Annotated in this window: 11 protein-coding genes; 2 read left to right on the plus strand and 9 right to left on the minus strand. The window is 48.2% G+C overall.

Annotated elements, in window-relative coordinates:
• Positions 1 to 212 precede the first annotated feature (212 nt).
• Positions 213 to 1,856, minus strand: coding sequence for a hypothetical protein (locus tag ACOJUO_RS12855; protein ID WP_422140027.1), 1,644 nt, complete (start codon positions 1,854 to 1,856; stop codon positions 213 to 215).
• A gap of 178 nt (positions 1,857 to 2,034) precedes the next feature.
• On the minus strand, positions 2,035 to 2,385 hold the full coding sequence (locus tag ACOJUO_RS12860; RefSeq protein WP_422132411.1) for a hypothetical protein: 351 nt from the start codon (positions 2,383 to 2,385) through the stop codon (positions 2,035 to 2,037).
• Here ACOJUO_RS12860 and ACOJUO_RS12865 point away from each other — a divergent pair.
• Positions 2,384 to 3,310: a hypothetical protein gene (locus tag ACOJUO_RS12865; RefSeq protein ID WP_422132412.1), complete on the plus strand. Its 927-nt coding sequence runs from the start codon at positions 2,384 to 2,386 to the stop codon at positions 3,308 to 3,310. The genes ACOJUO_RS12860 and ACOJUO_RS12865 overlap by 2 nt on opposite strands.
• Complete coding sequence (locus ACOJUO_RS12870) at positions 3,295 to 4,047, plus strand: HIRAN domain-containing protein (protein WP_422140028.1); 753 nt, start codon at positions 3,295 to 3,297, stop codon at positions 4,045 to 4,047. The genes ACOJUO_RS12865 and ACOJUO_RS12870 overlap by 16 nt, the downstream gene beginning before the upstream one ends.
• 441 nt (positions 4,048 to 4,488) lie before the next feature.
• Here ACOJUO_RS12870 and ACOJUO_RS12875 read toward each other — a convergent pair whose 3' ends face one another.
• The 7 genes from ACOJUO_RS12875 to ACOJUO_RS12905 form a co-directional block, all read right to left on the minus strand.
• A complete protein-coding gene (locus tag ACOJUO_RS12875) occupies positions 4,489 to 6,597 on the minus strand; it encodes a hypothetical protein (RefSeq protein WP_422140029.1) in 2,109 nt (702 codons plus the stop codon).
• Positions 6,598 to 6,770: 173 nt separating this feature from the next.
• Positions 6,771 to 8,669: a hypothetical protein gene (locus tag ACOJUO_RS12880; protein ID WP_422140030.1), complete on the minus strand. Its 1,899-nt coding sequence runs from the start codon at positions 8,667 to 8,669 to the stop codon at positions 6,771 to 6,773.
• A 176-nt stretch (positions 8,670 to 8,845) separates the two neighbouring features.
• Positions 8,846 to 10,642: a hypothetical protein gene (locus ACOJUO_RS12885; RefSeq protein WP_422140031.1), complete on the minus strand. Its 1,797-nt coding sequence runs from the start codon at positions 10,640 to 10,642 to the stop codon at positions 8,846 to 8,848.
• Positions 10,643 to 10,787: 145 nt separating this feature from the next.
• A complete protein-coding gene (locus ACOJUO_RS12890) occupies positions 10,788 to 12,584 on the minus strand; it encodes a hypothetical protein (protein WP_422140032.1) in 1,797 nt (598 codons plus the stop codon).
• A 213-nt stretch (positions 12,585 to 12,797) separates the two neighbouring features.
• Positions 12,798 to 15,194, minus strand: coding sequence for a hypothetical protein (locus tag ACOJUO_RS12895; protein WP_422140033.1), 2,397 nt, complete (start codon positions 15,192 to 15,194; stop codon positions 12,798 to 12,800).
• Positions 15,195 to 15,266: 72 nt separating this feature from the next.
• Positions 15,267 to 15,515 carry a hypothetical protein gene (locus ACOJUO_RS12900; protein ID WP_422132420.1) on the minus strand — a complete coding sequence of 83 codons (249 nt, stop codon included), beginning with the start codon at positions 15,513 to 15,515 and terminating at the stop codon, positions 15,267 to 15,269.
• A gap of 27 nt (positions 15,516 to 15,542) precedes the next feature.
• Positions 15,543 to 17,492, minus strand: coding sequence for a hypothetical protein (locus tag ACOJUO_RS12905; protein ID WP_422140034.1), 1,950 nt, complete (start codon positions 17,490 to 17,492; stop codon positions 15,543 to 15,545).
• Positions 17,493 to 17,567: the final 75 nt, after the last annotated feature.

Raw genomic sequence — 17,567 nt, forward strand, 5'->3', positions numbered from 1 at the left:
AGCTGCATCCTGTTGAAGCTCGACGACATAGCGTCTGGTTAAGGTTTCGGCCTGACAGGCGACAGTCAGCAGAAGTAGCAGCAGAGCTGTCGCAAAGAGTAAGTATTTAATGATTTTATCCTTGCTTCCGGATATACAGAGAGGAAGGATAGATCAAGAAAGCAGGCGTGTTTTTCTGTTAAAAAACCTTCTGCTAAGGGGCGTTACTTACCTTATGGAGGGCTGTGACCGTCTTTCTGGTTGGTATCAACAGGCTTGCGTTTGCGATGTGTTCTTTTGTGAATAGCCAGTGTTTTGGCATTCTTGTAAACTTTTCCACATGGCTGCTGTTGGCCATCCTCGTCGGCCACGATCACATCACAGGTTTTTTGCCCGGTGTGAGTGTTTTTTTTGTGATACCTTAGAGCACTGACATTCTTGTATACCTTTCCGCAAGGTCGCTGCTGGCCATCCTTTCCGATCAGGATTACGTCACAGGTTTTTTGCCCGGTGTGGTGACTGAATTTATGACACGAGAGGGATTGAGCACTCTTGCAGAGTTTCCCACATGTCTGCGGCTGACCATCCTCCCCGACCACGGTCATATCACAGGTTCTTTGTCCGGTGTGGGCGCATTTTTTGTGATTCGACAGGGCGCTGGCATTCATGCAGACCTTTCCGCATGGCCGTTCCTGACCATCCTCTGTGACCATTATGACTTCACAGGTTTGCTGCCCACTGTGGGCCCTTCTTTTGTGATTCGACAGGGCACCGGCATTTTTCGAGACCTCCCCGCATGGTCGCAGTCGGCCATCCTTCCCGACTACCGGCACGAGACAGGTTTTTTTACCGGAGTGGACTTTTCCTTTGTGATTCAAAAGGGTTTTGATACTCCTGTAGACTTTCTCGCAATTCCGTAGCTGGCCATCCTTACCGACTATTGTCAGGTCACAGGTGACTTGCTCTGCAGGGGCGGTTGTATTGACCGGGTTGTCATCAATGCCATCTAACTGAAATAGTTGGCCAGAAGTGCATTTGAGTTCAATGGCAAAGGGATCATTTGATCTTTCATTTTCAGGATCAAAATGCCATATGCAACGAAAGCAGAGACAGTCATGGGGGCATGGGTTTTGTCCGGGTGTTACTTCTGTATAGCTTGCCAGACTTTCTTCAAAATTCAGCCAGCTTTCATCTGGCTCTGTGTTTTCGAAAGATGGTCGGAATTCACAAACGCCATAACAGGGGTATACGAAACAATCTAAACCTAAAGTATGTGTGTCTTGTTGAGGGTCTCCGTAGCCGTCACCGGTGCCAGAAAACAGAGGGCTGGTGAAAGCGCCTGTTTGTTGGCTGGTGGCTTGCGGGGCCCGTTGGCCAGATGATTCTGATAGCTGGCTTTGTTGTTGTGGTTGTTGTTGGTCATAGCCGGAGCCGTGCATCATAGTAGTGATTGCAAAAGGCTGATTCCCTTGTGACAACCTCATTTCTGATTGTTCAATCGGTTTAAACAGCAGTGAGTCGGGGTTCCAATAGCTTTTCAAAAGCCAGCCGACAGTGACAATGCCTTCTGCGGGGAGCCATGAATAAGTAGCACCCAGAGGGGGGGCTTTGCTGGTCATGATCAGTTCGAAAGCAAGCAGCAAATTCGTGGCGTAAAGCAACTGCCAGGAAATCGATTCAATGAGGGTTGTTTTTACTTCGTAATTGAGAAATCTTTGTCGTTTATTATCAGAGGGTAAATCTGGTCTTTTAAAGCCGTTTTTGCCGTCAATATCTGACGGGTTATCCGACAGTGAACGCTGGTCTGGCTTTATAGAAAAACTCTGGTTTGAAAAAGCTGTATTCTGTTGAAGCTCAACAACATAACGTCTGGTCAAGGTTTCGGCCTGACAGGCGACAGCCAGAAAAAGTAGCAGCAGAGTTGTCGCAGAGAGTGAGTATTTAATGATTTTATCCTTGCCTCCGGTTGTACAGAGAGGAAGGATAGATCAAGAAAGCAAGCGTGATTATCTTTCAAAAACCTTCTGCCAAGGGTCGTTACTTATTCACATTACCTTATGGAGGGCTGAGACCGTCTTTCTGGTTTGTATCAACGGGCTTGCGTTTTTGATGTGTTTTTTTGTGCCTGGACAGGGTAATTGCATTCTTGCAAACCTTTCCACATTGCTGCGGCTGTCCATCCTCCCGGACCAGGGTCACATCACAAGTTTGTTGCCCGGTGTGGTATTTGCTTTTGTGGCATAACAGGGCTCGAACATTCTTGCAGACTATTCCGCATGGTCGTGGTTGGCTGTCCTTCCCGAGTATTATAACCTTGCAGGTTTGGTGCCCGGAGTGGCTACTTCCCATGCTAATGAACGGCCAGGTCACCGTTAAATAACCCAAGAAAGCCAGGAACCCCGGCATGACAACACCCTATAAAATCATCGATATCAGGGAGGAGATGGACTCGCCGGAGGATCTCGGCACCAAGGAGAAATCCTGGTATACCTGGCAGAAACAGAAATGGCTGTTTAAAAAGTCACGCCCGTTAACCGGGGAGCACTGGTCGGAAAAGGTGGCAGAGCAACTTTGCGTGCAGTTGGGTATTCCCCACGCCACCTATGAGATGGCCCGCTTTCAGGGCAATATTGGTGTCACCAGCCCAAGCATTATTACTGATCGTACCCGTTGGCGGATGACTTTGGGTAACCAGCTGTTAATGTCCACTGATAACACCTACCCCGGCGATGAACAACAACGGTTTGTCCGGGTCAGAGAACATACGGTGGCACGGGTAATGGGTATTCTTGAAACCGCAAAAAGTGGTATTCTTCCGCCCTTTAAGGAGAAATTCCCCGAGTTTATGGATGCTGCTGGCGTGTTTACCGGCTACCTTATGCTGGATGCACTGATCAGCAATCAGGATCGGCACCATGAAAACTGGGCGGTTTTACTGGACGATGCCAGCGGTAAAAAGTACCTTTGCCCAACTTATGATCACGCTTCCAGCCTTGGCTGCACAGAGCGGGATGATACCCGGCAGAAACGCCTGTCCACAAAGGACCGGGGGTTTTCCGTTGCGGCATACGTCAGGAAAGCCAGTTGTGCGCTCTATAGGTCCAAAGCCGACAACAAACCATTGAAAACCATGGATGCTTTTATTATTGCCAAAGAAATGCAGCCCCGGGCTGCAGGCTTCTGGCTGAAAAAACTCAGCTTGCTGTCCGAGGCTGAAATAGGTCAGCTACTACAGCGGATACCAGAGGAGGTAACAACCCCCATAGCCATTCAATTTGCTGAACAAATGATTTTAGAAAATAGAAGGAGTCTACTATGCACACATCGTTAAACAGCGTATTTTTAGCCTGGCAGGACCCGTTAAAAAGAGAGTGGCACCCGGTGGGCAAGTTGACTCGGAATGGCGATCATTACCAGTTTCAATACACTCGGGGAGCTGGCTATAGTGAACGGTTTACACCGTTTACCGGCATGGAGGATTTAACCAAGGTTTATCGGTCTGAACGGTTGTTCCCCCTGTTTGCCAATCGCCTGTTATCAGAACGTCGGCCTGAATATAAGCTTTTATTATCCTGGCTGGGCCTGGAGGGACAAAATTGCCCACTGCTTATCCTGGCCAAAACCGGTGGTACTAAAAGTACTGATAATTTGCAGGTCTTTCCTGAAGTGCAGCAGGATACATCGGGCTCCTTTGAATTCGACTTTTTTGTTCACGGCGTACGCTACGTTACGGACTCCGCCCGAGCCCGTATCAAAACCCTGCAATCCGGCGATCCGCTTCTACTGATGCAGGATATTCAGAACCCGGCAGATCACCAGGCGATCGCTATTCGCACCAGCGAGACACCCGAGATTGTTGGTTACTGCCCACGATATCTGGCGAAGGCCATTCATCAATTGATCGGTCAGAGAGCTGATCTCACACTTGCAGTCAACCGGGTTAATGACGATGCGCCTTTGTACTATCAGCTGATGTGCACACTGACAGTGAAGACAGAAGATACAAAACCACAGTGTAAACTTTTTGATGACGAAGAGTTTAAACCCTACTCACCCGCTTTAAGATGATACCGTGAATCATCATGCCAAATATGTGAACTCGACTACTTGTGAAAAAAATGACTTTGAGGCTGCAAGTACAACCATTTACTGACCACATGTCAGGATATGACCGGTCAGCATGATAAGCTTGTTGATAGTTATAAAGCCATTTTTGTCGGCAATGTCTGACTGATTATACGACAACGAACGCTGGTCTGTTTTTATAGAAAAACTCTGGTTTGAAAAAAACTGCATCCTGTTGAAGCTCGACAATAAAACGTCTGGTCAACGCTTCGGCCTGTCAGGCGACAGTCAGCGAAAGTAGCAGCAGGGGTGTTGCAAAGAGTGAGTATTTAATGATTTTATCCTTGTCTCTAAATATACAGAGAGGAAGGATAGATCAAGAAAGCAAGCGTGTTTTTCTGTCAAAAAACCTTCTGCTAAAGGTCGTTACTTATTCACATTACCTTACGGAGGGCTGAGACCGTCTTTGTGGTCCGCATCAACAGGTTTGCGTTTTCGATGTATTCTTTTGTGCTCAGACAGAGCTCTGACATTCTTGTAAACCTTTCCACATGGCTGCTGTTGGCCATCCTCGCCGACCAATATAGCGTTGCAGGTTTGTTGTCCGCTATGGTATCTGCTTTTGTGACATGACAGGGCTTGAATACTCTTGCAGACCTTTCCGCATGGCCGGGGTTGGCCATTCATTCCGACCACGGTTACGTCACAGTTTTGTTTCACGTTGTGGACGTTTCTTTTGTGGCACAACAAAGCTTTATTATTCTCGAAGAGAGTCGCGCATGGCCGCTGTTGGCCGTCCTGCCCGACCACCATAAGGTCACAGATTTTTTGCCTGTGGGCGTTTCTTTTGTGGTCGTGCAGGATTTTAGCATTCCAGCAGACTTTTCCGCATGGGTGTGTTTGACCATCCTCCCCGACCACCATGAAGTCACAGATTTGTTGCCCGGTGTGGGAGTATTTTTTGTGATGCCAGAGGATCCGTTTATTCTTGTAGACCTTCCCGCATGGCCGCCGCTGGCCATCCTCTGTTACCATTACGACGTCACAGGTTTGTTGCACGGTGTGCTCATTTCTTTTGTGTTCCGACAGGCTTTCGGCACTCCTGCAGATCGTTCCACATAGTCGTGGTTGGCTGTCCTCTCTGAGTATTATAAAGTCGCAGGTTTGTTGCCCGGTGTGGGTGCTTCTTTTGTGATCGCAAAGGGCTCGGCTATTCTTGCAAATATGTCTGCATGGCCGTTGTTGGCCATCCTCCCCGACCATCATAACGTTACAGGTTTGTTGCCCGGAGTGGTCCTGTCTTTTGTGATTGGACAGGGCTTTAGTATTCTTACAGACTTTCCCGCATGTCCGTGGCTGGTTATCCTCCCCGGTTACTGTCTTGTTACAGGTCATTTGCTTGCTGTGAATGCCTCTTTTGTGCTCCGACAGAGTTTTGGCATTCTTGAAGACCTTCCCGCACGGTTGCTTTTGGCCATCCTCCCCGATTAGGGTTAAGTCACAGATTTTTTTCCCGGAATGGACTCTGCCTGCGTGTCCCAACAAGGCTTGTGTACTTCTGAAGACTTTTCCGCAAAGTCGCGACTGGCCACCACGCCCGACCACTATCAGATTACAGCTATATGCAAAATTGCTATCAATGCCATTTGGTTGAAATAGTTGGCCAAAAGCCCATTGGAGTTGAATGTCAGGAGGATCATTCGATGTTTCTTTTGCATTATCAGAATGTCTGATGCAACGATAGCAGTGACTATTGGCCAAATGGGGGCATGAGTTTTCCCAGTGTGTTGCTCCAGCATGGTTTACCAGACTTTCTTCAACATTCAGCGACCTTTGAACGGGGTTCACGTTTTCATAAAATGGCCGAAATTCGCAAACGCCATGACAGGGATGGACGAAACAATCTAAACCCAGAGTGTGTAAGTATTGTTGAGGGTCTCCGGAGCCGTTGCCATAGCCAGAATATTGAGGGTCGAAAAAAGAGCTTGCAGGTTGACTGGTGGCTTGAGAGGCTTGTTGGCCAGATGACTCTGATAGCTGGCCCTGCGGTTGGTTGTTTCCAGAGCCTTGCATCATAGTGGTGATCACAATCGGCTGATCCCACCGTGCCAACATAGATGTCATCTCTTGTTGTTCAATCTGATTAAACATCGGTGAATCGGGGTTCCAATAACTTTTTAAAAGCCAACCGACAACGACAACCGCTTCTACCGGCAGCCATGAATGGGAGGTGGCGTCCACAGGCATGCCTTTGGTGGTCAGGGTCAGTTCATGGGCAGCCAGCAGGTTCGCAGCGTAGAGCAACTGCCAGGATATCGACTCAATAATTGCTGCTCTAATACCGTAACTGTAAGGTTTGTGTCGTTTGACTTCAGGTGGCAGTTTCTTTTCTGAATGGTTGGTTTTATCTGCAATGTCTGGCAGATCATCCGGCAATGTGCGCCGGTGTGTTGTTATCGAAAAGCTCTGGTTTGAAAAACTTGTATCCTGTTGAAGCTCGACAATAAAACCCAATGTCAACGCTTCGGCCTGGCAGACGTCAGAGAGCAGCAACAGCAGCCCCGCAAAGATTGAGTGTTTAATAATTCTATCCCTGCATTCTGGTTTACAGAAAAGAAGGATAGATCAAAATAATAAGTGTGTTTTTCTTTCAAAAATCTTCTCTTTAAGATCGCTAATTAATTCTAGCTTCTGGAAGGCTGAGGTTACCGTCCTGTTAAAGATCGTTACTTACTCACTTTACCATTTGGAGGACTGAGGTCATCATCCTGGTCCACATCGACAGATTTGCGTTTTAGATGATATCTTCTTTTGTGATCATAAAGGGTCAGATTATTCTTAAAGACCTTTCCGCATGGCCTCTGCTGGGCGTCTTTTTCAGCCATGATCACGTCGCAGGTTTGCTTCCCACCGTGGACTCTGTTTTTGTGAGCCCAGATGGTATAAGAATTCTTGCAGACCATCCCGCATGGCTGAGGCTGGCCATGTTCTCCAACAATCTTCACGTCACAGGTTCTTTGTAGGCTGTGGCTTCTTTTTTTGTGATCCGACAGGGTTCCAGCACTATTGCAGATCTTCCCACATGGCCGTTGCTGACCATTCTCTCCGACCACTGTTAGGTTACAGGTTTTTTGCCCGCTATGATTCCTTATTTTGTGACTCGAAAGGGCTAAAGCATTTTTGCAGACTCTCCCGCATGGCTGTTGTCGGCCATCTTTCCCAATCACTGTTGCGCCACAGGTTTTTTCCCCGGTGTGGTATCTGGATTTATGAGTCGAAAGGGCTCTAAAATTCTGGCAAACTGCCCCGCATGGCCGCTGCTGACCATCTTCCGTGACCTCTATTTCATCACAGGTTTTTCGTCCGGTGTGGCATCTGCCTTTGTGATCCGACAGGAAAACAGGGTTCCTGCAGACTTTCCCGCATGGCCGCTGCTGACCATCATTTCCAACCACAGCGACGTTACAGGTTTTTGGCCCACAATGGTATTTGCTTTTATGAGACGTCGGAGATTTGTCGTTTTTGCAAACCACCCCGCATGGTTGTTGTTCGCCACTCTCCCCGACCGCAGTCACCTCACAGTTTTTTTGCCTTGTATGGATTCTTCTTTTCTGATTCGACAGTGCTTGAGTACTTTGAAAGGCTTTCCCGAATTGCCGCAGATGGTCATCTTCCGCGACCACTACCGCGTTGCAGGTTGCTTGCTCGGCTGGAGCCCTTATATCGGTCGTGCCTGCACCCGTTGAGTCCGGGGCGACTCCTTCAAGGTTGCAGCTATTGGCCGGGTTGCCATCAATGTGAAGTGCCTGAGATAGTTCGCCAGAAAAACATTGGAGTCGAATGTCAGGGGAATCATTCGATGTTTCTTTTACAGGATCAGAATGACTGATGCAAAGATAGTAGTGTCTATTGGCCAAATAGGTAGATGAATTTTGTTTGGGTGTTGCTTTTGTAAGGTTTGTCAAGCCTTCAACAGGCGATCGAAATTTACAAACGCCATAACAGGGATGGACGAAACAATCTAAACCAAGAGTATGTTGCTGTTGTTGAGGGTTCTCGTTATCTTCGCCAGAGTCGGAATACAGAAGGCTGGTGAAATAGCCTATCGGATGGCTGGGGGCTGCTGCGGGGGCCTGCAGACCCGATGATCCTGAAGGCTGGCCTTGTTGTTGGTTATTTCCAGAGCCAGGCATCATAGTGGTAATCACAAACGGGTGATCCTGACTTATCTCTTGTTGTCGAATCAGATTAAGCAGCAATGAATCCGGGTTCCAATAGCTTTTTAAAATCCAACCGACAGCAACAACCGTTTCTTCCGGTAGCCATGAATAAGGAGCGGGGCTGAGAGAGGTGTCTCTGGTGGTCAGGATCAGCTCGAAGGCAACCAGCAGATTCGTGGCGTAAAGTAACTGCCAGTAAATCGACTCAATGAGGGTTGTTATTATCTCGTAACTGACACGCTTACGTCGTTTATAATAGGTAGGTAAATCTGGTCCTGCATCGCCGTTTAAGTAGACAATGACTGACGGGCTACCGGACAATAGACGCCGGTCTGTCTTTATTGAAAAGCTCTGGTTTCGGAAACCTGCATCCTGTTGAAGTTCGACAATAAAACGCCTCGTCAACGGTTCCGCCTGACAGGTGAAAGACAACAACATTAGCAGCAACAGCAGTGCCGCAAAAAGTGAGTGTTCAATAATTCTATCCTTGCATTCCGGTTTACAGAGAGGAAGGATAGATCAAGAAAATAAGAGTGTTTTTCTGTCAAATAGTTTCTGTTAGAGATCATTGCTTTCTTGCTTTACTTTTTCGAGGGCTGAGGATCATCATCCTGATCCACATAAACAGACTTGCGCTTACGATGCGTTCTTTTGTGGTTAGCCAGGGCTCTGGCATTAATGCAAACCAATCCGCATGGCCGCTGTTGGCCATTCTCCCCGACCCATGTTAAGTGACAGGTTCGTTGTCCAGTGTGGAAGCTGCTTTTGTGGCTTGTTAGGGCTACCGCATTCTTGCAGACTGCCCCGCAAGGCTGTGGCTGGCCATTCTGCCCGATCACAGTGGCGTCACAGTTTTGTTGTTCGGTGTGGTATCTTCTTTTGTGATCCGAAAAGGCTCTGGCATTTTGGCAGACCGTTCCGCACGATCGCGGTTGGCCATCCTGACCGACCAGGGTCGCGTCACAGGTTTGTTGCCCGGTGTGGCATCTTCTTTTGTGATCCGACAAGGATTTAGCATTCTTGCAGATTATCCCGCATGGCCGCTGCTGGCCATCCTCCCCAATCACGGTTAGGTCACAGGTTTTTTGTCCGGTATGGTAATTGCTTTTGTGCTCTGAGAAGGTTTGAGCGTTTTTGCAGACCTTTCCGCATGTCCGCTGCTGGCCATCCTTCCCGATCACAGTCATTTGACAGGTTTGTTGCCCGTTGAGGTCTCTGCCCCTGCGATGCACCCGGGCCTGAGCATTTTTGCAGATGGTTCCACATGGCCGCTGTTGGCCATCCTCCCGGAACATCATTGAGTCACAGGTTTTTTGCCTGCTGTGGTATCTTCTCTTGTGAGTCGAAAGGGCTATAGCATTCTTGCAGACTTTCCTGCATGGCTGGGGCTGACCATCCTGCCCAATCACGGTTACTTCACAGGTTTGTTGTCCGGTGTGGTATCTTCTTTTGTGATCCGAGAAGGCTTTATTACTCTTGCAGACCATTCCGCATGTCCGCTGCTGACCATCCTTCCTGACCAACGTCAGGTTACAGGTTTTTTGCCCGGAGTGGTGTCTTATTCTGTGATCCGTCAGGGCTTTAGCAGTCTTGCAGACTTTCTCGCATGGCAGCTGCTGGCCATCAGTGCCGACCGATGTTAATTGACAGGTTTTTTGTCCAGTGTGGAAGCTGCTTTTGTGAGACGCCAGGGCTCCAGCATTCTTGCAGACCACCCGGCAAGGCTGCGGTTGCTCATTCTGCCCGGTCACAGTCGCGTCACAGCTTTGTTGTTCGGTGTGGTATCTTTTTTTGTGAGTCCAGAGGGCCTTGGCATTCTTGTAGAACTTCCCACATTGGCGCAGCTGGCCATCTTCATCGACTTCTATCAGGTTACAGATTACTTGCCCGGTGGGCCGGGTTTTATCTGATCTTAATCTACAGGCGCCATGACAGGGATAGACGAAACAATTTAAGCCCAAAGTATGTGTGTGTTGTTGTGGGTCTCCGTTACCGTCAGCAGATTCAGAATTCAGGAGACTGGAGACGAAGCCTGTAGCACGGGTGGTGGTTTTTGGGACTTGATGGCGGGATGATTCTGTTGGCTGACGTTGTTGCTGCTCATGTCCCGAGCCGTGCATTATAGTGGTGGCCCCGGCAGTCAGGATCAGTTCATAAACAATCAGAAGGTTCGTGGCATAAAGCCCTGGCCACGAAATCAACTCTGACGGGCCCGGTAACCTCAGCTGGTCAGGCTTTACAGAAAAGATCTGCTTTTGAGAACCTGTATTCTCCTCAAACGCGACAATAAAACGTCCTGTCAAAGGTTCGGCCATACACACTGCAGCAAACAACAATAGTAAGAACAGCGGTGCTGCAAAGGGTGAATATTTAATCATTCTATCCTTGCTTTGCGGGTTACAGATGGGAAAGGATAGATCATGAAATGAGCATTTTTTGCAATTGAAGATCTTCTGCAATAAACCAGAGATTTACTGGCAAAACTGAATAAAAGTGCTGATCTCAGATTGTTATTTATTCACTTTACCTTTTGAGGGCTGGGGCATCGTCCTGTTCTCCTGCAGCTGGTTTGCGTTTTCTGTGTATTCTTTTGTGATTATCCATAGCCTTGGCATTCTTGCAGACCTTCCTGCATGTCCGATGCTGGCCATCCTTCCCAACCAATGTTATGTCGCAGGTTTGTTGCCCGCTATGATGTCTTCTTTTGTGATCCGACAGGGCTGGAGCGCTCTTGCAGACCCTCTTGCATGGCTGCTGCTGACCACCCTCCCCGACCACTGTCGCGTCACACGTTTTTTGACTTGTGTGGAATCTGCTTTTGTGCGACGAGAGGGCTCGAGCGCTCTTGAAGACCTTTCCGCATGGCTGCTGCTGGCCATCCTCCCCTTCAATGTATACGTCACAGGTTTTCTGCCCGGTGTGGTAATTGCTTTTGTGCTCTGACAAGGTTTTAGCATTCTTGCAGACCTTTTCGCATGGCTGCTGCTGGCCATCCTCTGTGACCACAGTTGCATCGCAGACTTGTTGACCGGTGTGAGTACATCTTTTGTGCATCGAGAGGTCATGAGCACTCTTGCAGACCGTCCCACATGACCGCTGTTGGCCATCCCCTGTGACCACTCTTACATCGCAGACTTTTTGTCCGGAGTGGTATCTTCTTTTGTGAAACGTCAGGATGTGAGCATTGCGGCAGACCACTCCGCATGGGAGCTGCTGGCCATCCTCTCCAACCAATGTTATGTCGCAGGTTTGTTGCCCGCTATGATGTCTTCTTTTGTGAGTCGACAGGGCTCCGCTATTCTTGCAGAGCTTTCCGCATTGGCGCAGCTTGCCATCCTCCCCGACCAATGTTAAGTAACAGGTTTGTTGTCCAGTGTGGACGCTGCTTTTGTGAACCATCAGGGCTCCAGCATTCTTGCAGACTGCCCCGCATGGCTGCGGCTGGCCATTCTGCCCGACCACAGTCGTTTCACAGGCCTGTTGTCCGGTGTGGTATCTTCTTCTGTGAGTCGACAGTGTTCGGACATCCTTGTAGAGCTTCCCACACTGGCGCAGCTGGCCATTTTCATCGATCTCTATAACGTTACAGTTTGTCACGTTGAGCTGAGTTTTATTGGCTGTACCAGCACCCACTGACTCTGAAGGGGCCCCGATCACTAACCGGCAACGATAGCAGTGTCTATTGACCAAATGGGGGCATGAGCTTTGTTCGGCCATTTCTCTCGTGTGGACTGCCTCACGATCCGACGTTTTGCTATCGGATGAATCGGATGATGATCGTAATCTACAGGCGCCATGACAGGGATAGACGAAACAATTTAAGCCCAAAGTATGTGAGTGTTGTTCTGGGTCTCCGTTACCGTCGCCAGATTCAGAATCCTGTAGTCTGGTGACATAGCCTGAAGGACGGTTGGTGGCTTTTGGGGCTTGATGGCGGGATGATTCTGTTGGCTGACGTTGTTGCTGGTCATGTCCCGAGCCGTGCATCATAGTGGTGATGACAAACGGGTAATCCTGATTTATCTCTTGTTGCTTAATCGGGTTAAACAGCCATGAGTCCGGGTTCCAATAGTTTTTTAAATGCCAACCGACAGCGATAGCTCCTTCGGCAGGTAGCGATGAATAAGGGGTTTCACCCGCAGTGGTGGCCCTGGTGGTCAGGATCAGTTCATAAGCAATCAGAAGGTTCGTGGCATAAAGCCCTGGCCACGAAATCAACTCTGACGGGCCCGGTAACCTGAGCTGGTCAGGCTTTACAGAAAAGATCTGATTTTGAGAACCTGTATTCTCCTCAAGCGCGACAATAAAACGTCCTTTCAAAGGTTCGGCTTTACAGACGACAGAAAACAACAATAGTAAGAACAGCGGTGCTGCAAAGGGTGAATGTTTAATAATTCTATCCTTGCTTTGCGGGTTACAGATGGGAAAGGATAGATCATGAAATAAGCATGTTTTTCAATCGCAGATCTTCTGCAATAAACCAACGGTTTAATGGCAAAACTGAATAAAAGTGCTGATCTCAGATTGTTATCTTTACCTTTTGAGGGCCGGGGCATCGTCTTGTACTCCTTCAGTTGGTTTGCGTTTTCTGTGTGTTCTTTTATGAACCGACACGGCTTTAGCAGTCTTGCAGACCTTCCCGCAGGACTGCGGCTGGCCATTCTCTGTGACCAATGTCAAGCGACAGGTCTTTTGAGCGGAGTGGACGCTGTTTTTGTGAGACGCCAGAGATCCGGCATTTTTGAAGATTGCCCCGCATGGCCGCAGCCGACCATTCTGTCCGGGAACGGTCACGTCACAGGTTTGTTGCCCGGTGTGCTTTCTTCTTTTGTGATTCGTCAGGGCCACGTCATTCATGCAGATCTTTCCGCATGGTCGCGGCTGACCATCCTCCCCGACCAAGGTTTCGCTACAGGTTTTTTGTATGCTGTGGTATTGCCTTTTGTGATTCTCTATGGCTCTGGTATTGGGGCAGACCACTCCGCATGGCTGCTGCTGACCATTCTCCGTAAACACTGTTTCGTTACAGGTTTTTTGCCCGCTGTGGACTTTGTTTTTGTGATTAAGCAGAGCCAGAGCATTCTTGCAGATTTTCCCACATTGCTGCGGCTGGCCATCTTCCCCGAACACAGTCTTTTGACAGGTTTGTTGCCCTGTGTGATGTCTTTTCTTGTGATGAAACAGGGCTTGAGAATCCTTGCAGATGGTTCCACATGACCGCTGTTGGTCATTCTCCCCGACTATGATCAAGTTACAGGTTTTTTGCCCGGTGTGATACTTGCATTTGTGAATCTGCAGGGCTTTGGCATTCTTGCAGATACTTCCACATGGACGTTGCAGACCATCCTTCCCGATTACAAGCAGGTGACAGGTTTTTTGCCCGCTGTGGTAGCAGCTTTTATGAACCGCCAGGGCTTGAGCATTCTTGCAGACTTTTCCACATGTCTGCCGCTGGCCATTCTTTCCGATGACATCCAGGTTACAGGTTTGTTGACCGGTGTGAGCAGTTCTTTTGTGATCCCTGAGGGCACGATTATTACTGCAGACCTTTCCGCACGGTTGCGGCTTGCCATTCTTCCCGACCACGGTCACCTTACAGGTTTGTTGTCTGTTGTGGACCCTGCTTTTGTGAGACCACAGAGATTGAGTATTTTTGAAGGCTCTCCCGCATGGTTGTTGCTGACCATCCTTCCCAACCACCGTCAGGTAACAGTTTCTTCGCCCGGTGTGGGTATTTTTTTTGTGATTAATCAGGGCTTTAGCATTCCGGTAAACCTTCCCGCATGACAGCTGTTGACCATTTTTTCCGATCACTGTCAGGTTACAGATTGCTTGTCTGGCAGGTTCAGTTGCATCGGCTGCCTCTGAACTTATTGTGCATGCGACCCCGTCTGAGGCGACCCCGTCTGAGGCGACCCCGTCTGAGTCGACCCAATCTGCATAGTTGCAGCTGTTGATTGGGTTGCCATCAATGTCACGAGTCTGTGGCTGGTATGACAGTGAATGAAGCGGTTGGCCAAAATTGCATAAGAGTTGAGTATCAAGGATACCATTCAAATCTTCGAAAGATGAGTTTTGTTGAAAATCTTCAGTGTCTTCAGGATTAAATCGACCTAAGCAACTGAAACAGTGTCCATTGGCCAAATGATGGCACGCGCCCAGAAAGGGGGCTGCCCTTCTGTGGTTTATCCAACTTTCTATGGAATTGAGCGGCCATTCATTTGACTCTCTGCTATCGAATGATGATCTGAATCGACAAATGCCGCGACAGGTAGAGACGAAACAATTTAAACCCAAAGTATGCAGGTTTGGCTGAAGACCTTCGTCACCGTCTTCATTATCATTGTTCAGGTGGCCAGCAGCGGAAGAGCCTCTATAGTGGGTAGTTGTCTTTTGAGCTTTCTGGCAGGAAGATTCTGATGGCTGGTATTGTTGTTGGTCATCTCCAGAGCCAAACACCACAGTGATGGCGGCGCACGAATGTCTCTGACTCGCCTGTTGTTCAATGAGGTTAAACATCGATGAATCGAGGCGCCAATAGTTTTTTAGAAGCCAGGCAACAGCAACAACCACTTCTATGAGCAGCCATGAAGAAGTCATGGCACCGAGGGCGGGACCCTTGGTGGTGAAGATCAGTTCGTAGGCAACAAGCAGCTTGGCAGTGTGGAGCCATTGCCACGAGATCGATTCAGGAAAAGTTGTTTTGACTCCGTAATTGCCAGGTTTCTGTCGTTTGCCATTAGGCGGCAAATCTGATCCTGCATTGTCGCTTGTGTCGACAACGTTTGATGGTTTTTCTGACACTGCCTGTCTTGCACACTTTATAGAAAAGCTTCGGTTTGGAAAAGTTGCATTCTGCCCAAGCTCGACAACAAAGCACCTTGTTGACTCTTCAGCCTGACAGACGACAGGAAATGAAACGAGCAGCAATAGTGATGCTGCAAAAAGTGAGTGTTTAATAACTCTATCCTTGTACTCTGCTATACAGAGAGGAAGGATAGGTTATGAAGATAAGTTTGCTTCTTCAGGTATCTGTGAATAAGTGTCTGCACTCAGAGAGGGTGTTCTGGTGATCAGGATCACTTCATAAGCAACCAGCAGATTCGTCGCATAAAGCCATTGCCAGGAAATCGACTTAATGTTGATCGTTTTTACCCTATGTCTTTGATGTCTATGTCGTTTCTTATCCGATGGCAAATCGGGTTCTGAATAGTCTTTGGTATCGGTAATGACTGTGGAGATATCTGACAATACGCTCAGGTTTCGCTTTATAGAAAATTAATTCTGATCCGCATCAACAGGTTTGCGTTTTCGATGTTTTCTTTTATGATCCGAGAAGGCTTTAGCATTCTGGCAGATCGTCCAGCATTTCTGTCGCGTGCCATCCCTCCCGATTATGGTTTCCTCACAGATTTTTTTGCTACTGTGGTTCTTTCTTCTGTGATCCAACAGGGCCTGAAAACTGTTAAAAACGGATCCGCACGGCTGCTGTTGGTTATCCTTCCCGCGCACAGTCACGTCACAGGTCTTTTGCCCGGTGTGGTATTTGCATTTATGAGATGACAGAGATTCAGCGTTCTTGAAGATTTTCCCGCATGGTCGCGGCTGGCCATCTTCTCCAGTCACTGGCACGGGACAGGTCTTTTGCCCGCTGTGGAGAGTTCTTTTGTGATGCGTCAGGGCATAAGTATTTTTGAAGACCTTCCCGCATAACTGCGGTTGGCCATCTTCTCCAGCCACTACCACACCGCAGGTTCTTTGCTTAGTGTGCTCTCTTCTTTTGTGATCTGAAAGAGCATTAGCATGCTTGCAGACTCTTCCGCATGGCTGCAGTTGACCATCCACTCCGATTACGGTCTCGATACAGGTTTTTTGCCCGGTGTGGTATTTGCTTTTGTGAATCGAAAGGGCAGTAGTATTCATGCAAACCTTACAGCATGGTTGCTGCAGGCCATTCTTTGTGACCACTGTTGCGTTACAAATTTTCTGCCCGCTGAGGTTTGTGGCTTGTTCTCTGCCTGTCCGGGAAAGATGAAGTGGGTTATGACCCAATTGGGGTGATCCTGTTATTTGTTGTGTTTTTGACGCCCCCGCTGGAAGTCTGAAAGGTTTGCGGACATAGGAATTCCTGATTTTTTTGAGAAGACTATGATCACGCAGATTGAGTAAACCATTGACTATAACCAAATCATCATCAGTGACAGACAAATACTTATGCCTTGGCGCATTATCATGGAGTGGCTGGCCAGAGTTAGACTGTGCTTTCCCTGCATTCATCGAGAGGGTATGGTTGCAGCTGTTTGTCAGGTTGTCATTAACGTCATGGGGCTGAGCTTGATGCGTCTGAGGCAGAAAGGTTTCACCAGGAGTGCATTGGAATTGAAAGGAAAAGCGATCATTGAATACTTTTACAGGCGGTTTTTTTTGTGAGTCTGTAGTGTTTACAGAATCATAGTAGCCTGTGCAACTGAGACCGTGTTTAATTATCAAAGGAGGACATGAGCTTTGTCCGGGTATTGCTCCTGTAGGACCTGTTGAGCTTTTTTCGACATTCAGTGGTGATTCAGCAGGCCTTCTGCTGCTCGCTGATGGTCGGAATTGACAAATGCCACGACAGGAATTTACGAAGCAATTCAGACCTAAAGTGTGAGAGTCTTGCTGAGGGTTTCTTTTACCTTCGCCAGAGTCAGAATACAGGTGATTAATGAAATAGCGCTCAGGCTGAGTGGCGGCCTGTGAGGCTTGCTGGCTGGATGATTCTAAAGGCTGGCCTTGTTGTTGGTTATGTCCAGAGCCAAACATTGTAATCATACTCGCAAACGGCTGATCCCACTGTCTCAACATAGATGCCGTCTGTTGCTCAATCGGGTTAAATAACGGTGAGTTGGGGTTCCAGTAGTTTTTTAAAAGCAAACCGACAGCGAAAGCGGCTTCTACAGGTAGCCATGAATAGGGGTTAGCTCTCAGAGGAGTGCCTCTAGTGGTGAGGATCAATTCGTAAGCAATCAGCAGGTTAGTGGTGTAAACCCATTGCCACGAAATAGACTCAATGGGGTTTGGCTTTACCCCGTAAAAGCCTGATCTGTGTCGTTTTCCATCAGGCAGCGAAGCTGATCCTGTGTAGCTGTTTGTGTCAGGAATATCTGAAGGGGTGTAAGGCGTTATAGAAAAGCTCTGGTCTGGAAAACCTCCATTCTGTTCAAACTCGACAATAAAACGGCTTGTCAACGGCTCGGCCTGACAGGCGACGGAAATAGATAGTAGAAACAACGGTGTCGAGAAGAGTGAGTATTTAATAATTCT

Origin of the sequence: Endozoicomonas sp. ALC020, assembly GCF_049275935.1 — a bacterium.
GTDB lineage: Bacteria > Pseudomonadota > Gammaproteobacteria > Pseudomonadales > Endozoicomonadaceae > Endozoicomonas_A.

Bases quoted from the DNA above. Each gene is read 5' to 3' on its own strand.
- ACOJUO_RS12865 (WP_422132412.1), top strand. From the start codon at position 2,384: ATGACAACACCCTATAAAATCATCGATATCAGGGAGGAGATGGACTCG.
- ACOJUO_RS12860 (WP_422132411.1), bottom strand. From the start codon at position 2,385: ATGCCGGGGTTCCTGGCTTTCTTGGGTTATTTAACGGTGACCTGGCCG.
- ACOJUO_RS12870 (WP_422140028.1), top strand. From the start codon at position 3,295: ATGCACACATCGTTAAACAGCGTATTTTTAGCCTGGCAGGACCCGTTA.
- ACOJUO_RS12885 (WP_422140031.1), bottom strand. From the start codon at position 10,642: ATGATTAAATATTCACCCTTTGCAGCACCGCTGTTCTTACTATTGTTG.